Annotated in this window: 8 protein-coding genes; 6 read left to right on the top strand and 2 right to left on the bottom strand. The window is 49.0% G+C overall.

Annotation, left to right across the window (positions count from 1 at the left end; all coding sequences use genetic code 11):
- Positions 1-147 precede the first annotated feature (147 nt).
- Both murQ and murP read left to right on the top strand, forming a co-directional pair.
- A complete protein-coding gene (murQ, locus tag B9J87_RS07180; RefSeq protein WP_088721414.1) occupies positions 148-1,050 on the top strand; it encodes an N-acetylmuramic acid 6-phosphate etherase in 903 nt (300 codons plus the stop codon).
- A gap of 29 nt (positions 1,051-1,079) precedes the next feature.
- Entirely contained in the window at positions 1,080-2,528 is a 1,449-nt protein-coding gene (gene murP / locus B9J87_RS07175) for a PTS N-acetylmuramic acid transporter subunit IIBC (RefSeq protein ID WP_017048240.1), read from the top strand.
- Between the two features lie 148 nt (positions 2,529-2,676).
- Here murP and B9J87_RS07170 read toward each other — a convergent pair whose 3' ends face one another.
- On the bottom strand, positions 2,677-4,509 hold the full coding sequence (locus B9J87_RS07170) for an ABC transporter ATP-binding protein (RefSeq protein ID WP_017045934.1): 1,833 nt from the start codon (positions 4,507-4,509) through the stop codon (positions 2,677-2,679).
- 143 nt (positions 4,510-4,652) lie between these two features.
- Here B9J87_RS07170 and B9J87_RS07165 point away from each other — a divergent pair, with 143 nt between their 5' ends.
- The 4 genes from B9J87_RS07165 (at position 4,653) to fhuB (ending at position 10,521) form a co-directional block, all read left to right on the top strand.
- Positions 4,653-6,749, top strand: a complete 2,097-nt coding sequence (locus tag B9J87_RS07165) for a TonB-dependent siderophore receptor (RefSeq protein ID WP_094125852.1) — start codon at positions 4,653-4,655, stop codon at positions 6,747-6,749.
- Between the two features lie 105 nt (positions 6,750-6,854).
- A complete protein-coding gene (locus tag B9J87_RS07160; RefSeq protein ID WP_088729335.1) occupies positions 6,855-7,640 on the top strand; it encodes an ABC transporter ATP-binding protein in 786 nt (261 codons plus the stop codon).
- Positions 7,631-8,557 carry an iron-siderophore ABC transporter substrate-binding protein gene (locus B9J87_RS07155; protein ID WP_094147200.1) on the top strand — a complete coding sequence of 309 codons (927 nt, stop codon included), beginning with the start codon at positions 7,631-7,633 and terminating at the stop codon, positions 8,555-8,557. The genes B9J87_RS07160 and B9J87_RS07155 overlap by 10 nt, the downstream gene beginning before the upstream one ends.
- Positions 8,554-10,521, top strand: a complete 1,968-nt coding sequence (gene fhuB / locus B9J87_RS07150) for a Fe(3+)-hydroxamate ABC transporter permease FhuB (protein ID WP_094149981.1) — start codon at positions 8,554-8,556, stop codon at positions 10,519-10,521. Before B9J87_RS07155 ends, fhuB begins: the two co-directional genes overlap by 4 nt.
- Positions 10,522-10,700: 179 nt before the next feature.
- Here the strand turns inward: fhuB and B9J87_RS07145 are convergent.
- Positions 10,701-11,170 (bottom strand): TIGR00645 family protein (locus B9J87_RS07145; protein ID WP_217898080.1); only part of this gene is annotated, 470 nt, incomplete at its 5' end.

Genomic DNA, 11,170 nt, shown 5'->3' with positions numbered 1-11,170 from the left:
GCTTAAAAGATATCGGTGCATTGTAGGCCATTATTCCATGTAATTACTGGTCAAAGAATAACCTTTGTTGTGATTTTTGTCACTAAAATGGAATATTTTATTCCATAGAATCGCCATCAGTTCCGAATTCAAACCGAGAAATAGACGATGAACCTAGACCTAACCCAGTTGGTTACCGAAAGCCGCAACCCTGCCAGTGCTGACATTGACACCCTTTCCACCTTAGAGATGTTGCAAGTCATTAACCATGAAGATCAACTGGTCGCGTTGGCGGTTGAAAAAACCTTACCGCAGATAGCGCAAGCGGTGGATGCCATTACCTTGGCATTTCAAGCGAGTGGACGTTTGATCTACATGGGAGCGGGAACCTCCGGTCGCTTGGGGATTTTAGATGCTAGCGAGTGCCCACCCACCTACGGCTCTGATCCTAAACAAGTGGTTGGGCTTATTGCGGGCGGACACCCAGCGATTCTTAAAGCGGTTGAAAATGCCGAAGACAATGTTGAGCTTGGGCAAAGCGATCTGAAAAATATTAATTTGACCCGCAACGATGTGGTGGTGGGTATCGCCGCCAGTGGTCGCACACCCTATGCGCTAGGCGGTATGGCTTACGCTAAATCACTGGGTGCAACGGTTGTGGCAGTAGTGTGCAACCCAGATTGCGCGATGCAGCACGCGGCTGACATTGCCATTGTGCCTGTGGTGGGCGCGGAAGTAGTCACGGGCTCTTCACGTATGAAAGCGGGCACGGCGCAAAAACTGGTGCTTAACATGTTAACCAGCGGCGCGATGATTCGTTGCGGTAAAGTGTTTGGCAACCTCATGGTCGATGTCGAGGCAACCAATGCTAAGTTGATTCAGCGCCAAAATAACATTGTGGTCGAAGCGACAGGTTGCAGCAAAGAGGAAGCAGAACAAGCACTGAGCGCCTGCCATCGTCACTGTAAAACCGCCATTGTAATGATTCTTGCGGGGCTAAGCGCCGAGCAAGCGACGCAAAAACTGGCCAAGCATAATGGTTTTATTCGCGCGGCACTGAATGATCAATAACCCGACTGGATCTATCCAAGGATGTCCCAATGGCAAAAATAACCTCAAATATGATCGCCAAGCTGCTTAGTGCAGTCGGTGGTAGTGGCAATATCGGTAAGTGTGGTAACTGCATGACGCGCTTACGTTTAACATTAAATAATACGGCATTGGCCGATCAGGCTCTGCTGAAAACCCTTCCCGGCGTAATGGGCGTGGTGGAGAGTGACCAACAACTGCAGATCATTTTAGGCCCGGGCAAAGCGCAAACGGCGGCCGATATGATGAATGAGATGATCGCCAACGGTGACGGTGCTGAGACGGATGTGGCCATAACTGCCGATCTATCCGCGATTGCTGCTGAGCAGAAAAAGCAGATGAAGAGCAAGCAGACCAGCGGCGTACAACGTTTTTTAAGCAAATTTGCGACCATTTTTACGCCGCTGATCCCCGGTTTCATTGCTGCGGGCTTGTTGCTTGGTTTTGCCACTTTGCTGGAGCAAATGTTCGTTATCGATCAATCGCCTAGCCAGTTTATGCTCGATCTCATTACTTATATGAAAGTGTTTGGTAAAGGGCTATTTGCTTTCTTGAGTATTTTAATTGGTTATAACGCGCAGCAAGCTTTCGGTGGCTCGGGTGTTAATGGTGCCATTTTAGCTTCGCTGTTTGTGCTGGGGTATAACCCAGAGGCGACAACGGGTATCTACTCGGGTATGAGTGAATTCTTTGGCTTCGCCATTGACCCACGCGGCAACATCATCGGGGTACTATTGGCCTCTATTCTGGGCGCGCAAGTAGAACGTAAAGTGCGCCAATACATGCCTGATGATTTGGATATGATCTTAACCTCTGTGGTGACGTTACTCATTATGGGCGCGGTGACTTTCTTGGTGATCATGCCGATTGGTGGTGAGCTGTTTAAAGGCATGTCATGGTTGTTTTTGAACCTCAATGATAACCCGTTGGGCGCGGCGTTACTGTCGGGTTTGTTCTTAATTTCGGTGGTGTTTGGTATTCACCAAGGATTTGTGCCAGTCTATTTTGCGCTGATGGATGTACAAGGGTTTAACTCTCTGTTTCCTATTTTGGCGATGGCGGGCGGCGGCCAAGTGGGAGCGTCACTGGCACTCTATTTCAAAGCGAATAAGGATGCGTTGCTGCGCACGCAAGTGAAAGGGGCGATCATTCCCGGTATTTTGGGAATTGGCGAACCACTGATTTATGGCGTGACCTTGCCGCGGGTTAAACCGTTTGTCACCGCTTGCATTGGTGGGGCGGCGGGCGGTTTCTTTGTCGGCTTAGTTTCTTACCTTGGTTTGCCAGTAGGATTAAATACGGTGTTTGGCCCGTCAGGCATTGTCGCCATTCCATTGATGACTTCCGAGCAAGGAATTTTTGCTGGGATGATGGTGTTTGTTGGCGGTCTTTTAATCTCCTATACTGTTGGCTTTCTCGCGACCTACTTTTTTGGCTGCAAAGATGTCGATTTAAGCTAATTCACCACCCCCCTATGTATGCAAAATAGTATGCAAAATACCTAAACTCAGAAGTGAGGGTATTGGGTGAAATAGCGCGGCCTTTAGCACATCTTCTTTCTCTGTTGGATGTGTCTAAAGGCCTTTTCTTTGGCCTAAAGAGCATCCACTACGCAAGTTCGCCTATAAAACCACCCGTTTGATGCGCCCATAGCTGAGCATAAACGCCTTGTTGTTGCAGCAACTCTTGGTGTGATCCTTGTTCAATGATTCGTCCTTCATCCAGCACGATTAAGCGATCCATGGCGGCAATGGTTGATAAACGGTGCGCAATGGCGATCACGGTTTTGTTTTCCATCAGCGTTTCAAAATTTTCTTGAATAGCCGCTTCTACTTCTGAATCTAGGGCCGAGGTGGCTTCATCCATGATCAGAATCGGCGCATTTTTTAATAGCACTCTGGCAATCGCAATGCGTTGGCGTTGGCCGCCAGAGAGTTTGACACCGCGTTCTCCCACTTGAACATCGTAGCCAAGGTTGCCATTCTCATCCTGCAACTGCGCGATAAAATCATGGGCATGCGCTTGACGGCTTGCTTCTATCAGCGCCTCTTCCCCGGCATCTGGGTTGCCATACAGAATGTTGTCGCGGATTGAGCGGTGCAACAGAGAAGTATCTTGCGTGATCATACCAATGTGTTGGCGCAGTGAATCTTGGCTGACCTGCGAAATATCTTGCCCATCAATGCAGATTTTGCCGCCATTCAAATCGTAAAATCGCAGCAGCAAGTTAACCAGTGTGGATTTTCCCGCGCCCGAACGACCCACTAACCCCACTTTTTCGCCCGCTTTTAACTCAAAGTTAAGCGCTTCGAACACAGTGTTTTCTTGTCCATAGTGAAAGTGAACGTTATGGAAGCTGATTTGCCCTTGCGTTACTTGCAGCGGCGGCGCATTGGCTACATCCGTTATGGTCACTGGTTGCGACAAGGTATTCATTCCATCCACCACAGTACCGATATTTTCAAATAGTGCGCTTACTTCCCACATGATCCATTTCGACATGCCTTGTACGCGCAGCGCAATGCTAATCGCAATCGCAATGACACCGACAGTCACTGAGGCATCGAGCCACAAATTGATTGATAAAGCGGCGATAGAAAACAGCAGTAAATAGTTGATGGCGTCAACACTCCATAACAGGCACGTCACCATGCGCATCTGTTGGTACACGGTGTTCAAAAACCGTTTCATGCTGCTTTTGGCGTACTGCATTTCTCGCTGTGAATGGGAAAACAGTTTCACGGTGGCAATGTTGGTGTAACTGTCGACTATGCTGCCCGTCATAGTTGAGCGAGCATCGGCTTGATCGGTCGCCACTTTTTTCATCTTGGGAATGAAATACAATTGAATGATGATGTAGGCCACGAGCCAAATCAGAATCGGGATCATCAAGATGCGGTCAGATTCGCCCATCATCCAAATCATCGAGACGAAGTAGACCGCGATGTAAACCAGTACATCGACCAGTTTCATCACTGTTTCTCGCACGGCGAGGGAGCTTTGCATCACTTTGGTGGCGATCCGCCCCGCGAAATCGCGTTGGAAAAAACTGACGCTCTGTTTGAGTAAGTAGCGGTGGATCATCCAACGTATCGACATCGGGTAATTACCCAGTAGCGTTTGGTGCATGATCATGGAGTGGAAGAAAGCCAGCAGCGGCATAATGACCACCACCAGCGCGGCCATTACCCACAAGCGGTCACTTTGATCAGCCCAGAATGTGGCACGTTGTTGGCTGCCAAGCATATCAACCAATTCACCCATATAGCGAATGAGGGTGACTTCGGCAATTGCCACACAAGCACTGAGCAGTGACATGACCAATAACGGTACTTCAAAACCTCGCGTGTAATGACGGCAGAAGGCTAATAAGGAGTTAGGCGGTTGTTGCGGCTCTTCTTTAGGAAACGCCGTCGTGAGATTTTCAAACCATTGAAACATAGGTGATCAACTTATGGTGATGTGCGAGTGAGATTCATTCTTATTTTTATCTGTTAAATATTGAATTTATCAGTAAAATGACGGGCAATAATAATGATAATAAAAACGTTTCTCAAACTAATTAAAGCAGGAGGTATCCTTTAATGGATCTCATTCGCCCAAGCTTGCTGGGGACAGCAATTCACAACATATTAAAAATCAGCGCATTACCTTGTCTGTTCATGGTTTCGGCTACGGCACAAGCTGAGCAAACACCGCCACCAGTTTTAGACACGATCGTGGTAACGGCATCGGCATTGAAAGTCGATACCCCGACACAAGAAACCGCAAAGTCGGTCACTGTCATTGAACGTGATGAACTGGACCAGCATAACGTACAAAAACTGGATGAAGCATTGCGCTATACGCCGGGGTACACCTCACCTTATGGCGCGGATAACGACGCCGAGTGGATGTTTGTGCGTGGTTTTGAGCCGAGTGTCTATCTCGATGGTAACCGTCTTTATAAAGAAGGTTTCTTTGCTTGGACGGTTGAACCCTTTGGTTTAGAGCGAGTTGAATTGGTGAAGGGCCCATCTTCTGTGCTGTATGGTGAGTCCATGCCGGGCGGTATTGCCAACGTGGTGCAGAAAAAGCCGGCTGATGGCGCGCAGCATTCCGTATCTCTGTCTGTGGGGAATAAAAATTACCAGCAGTTGGGTGTCGATATTGCCGATTGGGCCAACCAAGATGGCAGCCAGCGCTACCGCCTCGTGGCGATGGTTAATCAAAAAGAGGGTGAACTGGATGGCATTGAGAGCCAGCGCGTTTATGTTGCGCCAAGCTACGCTATCGATTTATCAGATCAAACCACTCTAACGCTGATGGCCACTTTCTTGAAAGATAACGGCGTGCCACAAAACGGTTTCTTCCCAAGCGATGGCACATTAGTGGCGCTGCCCAATGGTGAGACGATTGCGCCTAACCGCAACTTTGGCGAGCCGGATCACGATGATTTCGATAAAACACAACTGTCGTTCGGCTACCAACTCTCTCATCAACTGAACGACACTTGGAGCCTCAAGCAAAACTTCAACTACGCCTATGTTGATCTGTACCTACGAAGCTCTTCGGCCTATCAAAATGCTTGGCAAGACAGCGACCCATACACATTGGCACGTTATACCTTGATCAATGATGGCGATGCACACAGCGTAACCTTAGATAACAACGCCCAAGCACAATGGCAAAGTAGCCAATTTGAGCACCGCTTACTGACCGGGTTTGACATTCAGTATCACCAAAATAAATGGCTGGGTAATGGCACTGGTTCACAGGTGGGCGTGATCAACAGCCTTAATCCGACCTACGGCAATGTGCCTGATCTCTCAAGCAGCTTGTATGACAATGAGATTGTCAAACAGCAACTGGGTGTGTACGCGCAATATCAAACGAAGTGGCAACAGAAATGGGTTCTGAATTTAGGTGGCCGCTACGACAAAATTGATGTTGAAAGTAAAGGTTTGAATAAAGATGAGCTTGATGATGGCCAACTGTCATTAAACAGCGGTTTGATCTATTTAGCCGATAATGGTTTGTCACCTTATGTGAGCTACTCGGAATCTTTCTATGTGATCAGCAGCTTAGATTTCACCACCAACAAACTCTACAAACCCGTTGAGAGCAACCAAACCGAGGTGGGTGTGAAATACATGCCAAGCTGGCTCGATGGCTATGTCAATCTGGCGTGGTTTGATATCGACCAGAAAAACGCAACCGCCTCTACCGTCGGCAGCAATGGCGCGTTAACCACCAGTCAATCGGGCACAAAAACCAATACGCAAGGGTTCGAAATGGAAGCTCGCATGGCTGTGACAGAAAATCTGATGCTGAATGCTAGCTACACCTATCTCGATGCTCATACGGGTGAAGGAACGAGCCAGAAGCGTAAGTCGATGATTCCGCGCCACTTAGCGACAGGTTGGGCGAGCTATGATTTTGCAGGCCTTGGGATTGAGGGGCTGACGTTGGGCTCTGGCGTGCGTTATACCGGAACGTCTGTGGATGCCTCGCTCGATAAAAAGGTGCCTGCTTATATGCTGTGGGATGCAATGGCAAGCTACGCCATCAATACACAGTGGGATGTGCAGGTTAACCTCAATAATATTTTGGATGACGAGTCCTTTGCTGGTTGTGATTTCGGAACCTGCTATTACGGCGAATCACGTCGTATGGTGGCAAGCGTGAATTACCGCTGGTAAGTCAGCATGAACTCACCTTCGCTGAAGGTGAGTTTGACGGTTTTTGAACATTCCCGCGCCGGCGGGGATGTGTGTTTTAGGTGGTTCGATTTTTGGGGGAGAGTGATGTTTACCTTATCAAATGTTCAAGTGGTACGCGGTGGACGAAGCATTTTATCCATTGAATCACTGAATATTCCCACCACAGAGTTAACTGTGGTACTCGGCCATAATGGCTCTGGTAAATCCACGCTGGTGAGTTTGATTTCTGGTCAGCAAGCACCTGACCGTGGCGACGTGTTACTTAACCAGCAGCCGATTGCCGAGCTCAGCGCCAGAGCGCTGGCTAAAGCGGTGGCGTTTTTGCCACAAAAATTGCCAACTTCAGCGGGGTTAACGGTACGAGAGTTAGTGCGCCTTGGGCGTTTTCCGTGGCGTGGTCCTTTTGGTCGCTGGCAAAATCAGGATGAAGTGATCATCGATCAAGCGATCGCCCAAACCGGCGTCACTGAATTTGCCTATACCTTGGCAGATGAATTGTCTGGCGGTGAAAGGCAACGCGCTTGGGTGGCGATGCTGTTGGCGCAGCAGTCTCCGGTGCTGATTTTAGATGAGCCAACTTCAGCGTTAGATGTGCAGCACCAATATCAGTTAATGGCTCTGCTTGCGCAATTAAACCAAACACAAGGCTGTGGAATTATCGTCATTTTGCATGATCTGAACCTTGCGCTACGTTACGCGACCCACATCGTCGCGCTCAAGCAGGGCAAGGTTGATTTTGAAGGCGATGCCTCTTTATTGGCCGATGAAGCACGTTTATCGGCGCTTTATCAAACGCCGATCCAACTGCTGGATCACCCAATGTCCAATTCAGATTCTCACACGCATAAGGTCGCGATTGTATGTGCTTAAACCTTGTAAAGCGCTGGCTGGTTGCTGGCTTACTCTCTGTTTTTTCGAGTGTCGCTTTTAGCGCGCCATTGACCGTACACGACAGCCGCGGAGAGCAAACTCTACAGCAGCGGCCACAACGTGTGGTGGTGCTCAATTGGGATTTACTTGAGCAAGTGATTGAACTGGGTATCACACCCGTTGGCGCGCCAGAGCTTGCTAGTTATCAAGATTGGGTTGTCAAACCGCAAGTGCCGCAAGGGGTAGAAGATATCGGCACGCGCGTTGAACCCAATTTGGAAAAAATTGCTGCACTAAAACCAGATCTCATTCTCGCCGCTGCGCCGCAGCAAGATTTAATCACACCGTTAGAGCGCATTGCTCCGGTGCTCTATTTCTCTAATTTTCAAGCCAGTGATGACAGTGGCGCAGTCGCGATTGACCATTTTCGCCAATTAGCGCAGCTCTTTGACAAGCAAGCGCTCGCCGAGCAAAAACTGACCACAATGACGGAACGTTTTGCGCAGTTAAGAGCACAAATTGACATCGCATTTTCTCATCAAACACCCGCAGTGGTGGCGATGCGTTTTGCTAATCCAACCTCGGTGTTCCTTTACGGTGAAAACTCCACCACTCATTATGTGTTGAAGCAATTGGGCTTGCATGAAGCGCTGCCTCAGCCCGCCAAAGAGTGGGGGATTGTGCAACATCGGTTAACGGATCTGCAGTATGTTGAGCAAGGTTATGTGCTCTATTTCTTGCCATTTGCCCAGCAAGCACAGCTAGAAAAATCAATGCTTTGGCAAGCGATGCCATTTGTGCGTCAAGCGCGAGTGAACTCGGTTGAGAGTGTCTGGAACTACGGCGGTGCGATGTCACTACAATACATTGCAGAAGCGCTGACACGCAGTTTGCTTGAGGTTGCGCCTAAGTCATGAACGGAAAAGTGTTTCTCGCACTGAGTAGTGCGCTGCTGCTTGCGGCGATGCTCAGTGTGCAAATTGGCAATGGCGTTGATCTAGTCACGCAATGGCAACTGTTGTGGGCGCAACGTGAAGCGAGCTCTTTTGCGGAGTTCAATTTCCTATATGGTCAATTGCCCCGTTTGGTGATGACGTTGCTGGTGGGCGCGATGTTAGGTTTGGTCGGCAGTGTGATGCAACAACTGACGCAGAATAACCTCACTTCACCATTGACGCTGGGCACCTCATCTGGAGCTTGGCTGGCGCTGATTATTCTCAACATTGGTTTTCCAAGCCTAGTTGCCAGTTACAGCGCGTTGGCGGCAATGAGTGGTGCTTTGCTCGCATTTGCGTTGATCGTGGTGATTGCGGGTGTGCGTAACATGACGGGCTTGCCGTTGATTGTGGCAGGCATGGTGGTGAACCTGCTACTTGGCGCGATTGCGACGGCACTGATTCTACTCAATGAACAATACGCCAAAAACGTCTTCATGTGGGGCGCGGGCGATCTGGCGCAAAATGGCTGGGATTGGGTGCAGTGGTTGCTGCCGCGGTTATCGGTCTCCTTATTGATTTTACTGTTTGCACCAAGGGTTCTGACGTTATTGCGTTTAGGTCATCAAGGTGCTGCGGCTCGTGGTCTGCCTGTCATTCCTGCATTTTTAATCTTAATGGTGCTCGGGATTTGGTTGGTTTCAGCCTCGATTACAGCGGTGGGCGTCATCAGTTTTATCGGGCTACTCACGCCAAACATCGCCCGTGCTATGGGGGCAAGAACGCCCAAACAAGAGCTCTATTCGAGCTTACTGCTTGGCGCGTTACTGCTTTTATTAACCGATATGCTCGCAATGTGCTTGAGCCTATGGACTACGCAAGTCATCGCCAGCGGTATCACAGCCGCGGCGATTGGCGCGCCCGCATTGATCTGGTTTAGTCGCCGTCAGCTCAGGGCGCAAGATACATTGACTATCTCACTGCCTCAGTCGCGCGCGTCATTAAGCCGTGTCGCACTATTGGGGTTGTTGCTAATGATGCTGGCAGCACTTGGGTTGCATACGTTGTTTCAAATGAACGAACTCAGTTGGCAATTGGCGCTGCCAAGCAGCTATCAGTGGTCATTACGCTGGCCGCGCATGCTCACCGCATTGTGTGCCGGTATTGGTCTTGCCCTAGCAGGTAGCATCTTGCAACGTTTGATATACAACCCGTTAGCCAGCCCAGATATTTTAGGGGTCTCGTCAGGGGCGACGTTTGCGTTGGTGTTTGCCAATCTCTTTTTAGGTCAAAGCTTGTTAGCCGCTCATTGGGTGACAGCGTTGTTGGGTAGTTTGCTGGTGTTGGCAGCATTAGTTGTGCTGGGTAAGCGCCATCAATACGCCGCGTCGAGTTTGATTTTAACCGGGATAGCCATCACCGCATTGCTTGAATCCTTAGTGCAATTTTGTTTGGCTAAAGGGTCAGAAGACAGCTATCGAATTTTACAGTGGTTGGCAGGCTCAACCTATCGCGTTACGCCAGACCAAGCGCTGTTGTTGGCCGTGTTGGTGCTGTTGCTGGCCGCAGCCACCATCGCGCTGTCGCGTTGGCTGACTTTAATCTCGATTGGCCGTAGCTTTGCCAGTGCACGCGGCGTTAATGCGCAAAGCACCAGTTTGATTTTATTGACCATTGTGGCGCTGTTATGTGCGCTGGTGACGGCGACGATGGGGCCAGTGTCGTTTGTGGGTTTGATTGCGCCACACATGGCAATGATGCTAGGCGCGCAGCAAAGTAAAACCCAACTGCTGGTGGCAAGTTTAGTCGGTGCATCATTAATGTTGTGGGCGGATTGGCTCGGACAGGTGATCGTTTATCCGATGCAAATTGCGGCTGGCACGCTGGTGGCGATTCTCGGTGGGAGCTATTTCTTGCTGTTACTGTTGGTCAACCGTTCAAAATAAGCTCAGTCTATTCACCATTGGCATCGATGGTATTTAGCATCGTAGCAAAGCTGCTCACTGTGCCAGATAAGTCGTTTTTCTTATTAATAAAATGGTGGTAGTGCTTGGGCGTAGCAACGATATGTAACCCACATGATCGATAGTTTGAACGAATAGCCCTGTGTATACAGGGCTTGCGGCTATTTTTTGGTGATTTTATCTAAATAACCCATCGCAAAGGCCGATAAGACAAAGGTAATGTGCAGCAGTAAGTACCACTTGATTTTTTCACTGTCGATATTTTCAGTGTTCATGAAGACTTTCAGCAAATGAATTGAGGAGATGGCGACAATCGATGCCGAAACCTTATTTTTCAACGATCCTGTGTCTAATTTTCCGAGCCAGCCGAGCTTATCATCCTCTTCGGCGATATCAATTTTAGAGACAAAATTCTCATAGCCTGAAAACATCACCATCACAATCAACCCACCAACCAATGAAATATCAATCAAAGAAAGTGTCACTAAAATCAGGCTGACTTCATCGGTGCTCAAGATGTTAGGTAGCAGATGAAACACTTCTTGGAAAAATTTAATGCCTAATGCCAGCAGCACTAAACTTAACCCCAAATAGATAGGGGCCATAATCCAGCGCGCTGAATAGAGTAGTT

The organism is Vibrio sp. V19_P1S1T109, from assembly GCF_002241375.1.
GTDB lineage: Bacteria > Pseudomonadota > Gammaproteobacteria > Enterobacterales > Vibrionaceae > Vibrio > Vibrio anguillarum.
The sequence above is the reverse complement of the archived record's forward strand: the minus strand, read 5'-3'. Positions and strand labels throughout refer to the sequence as shown.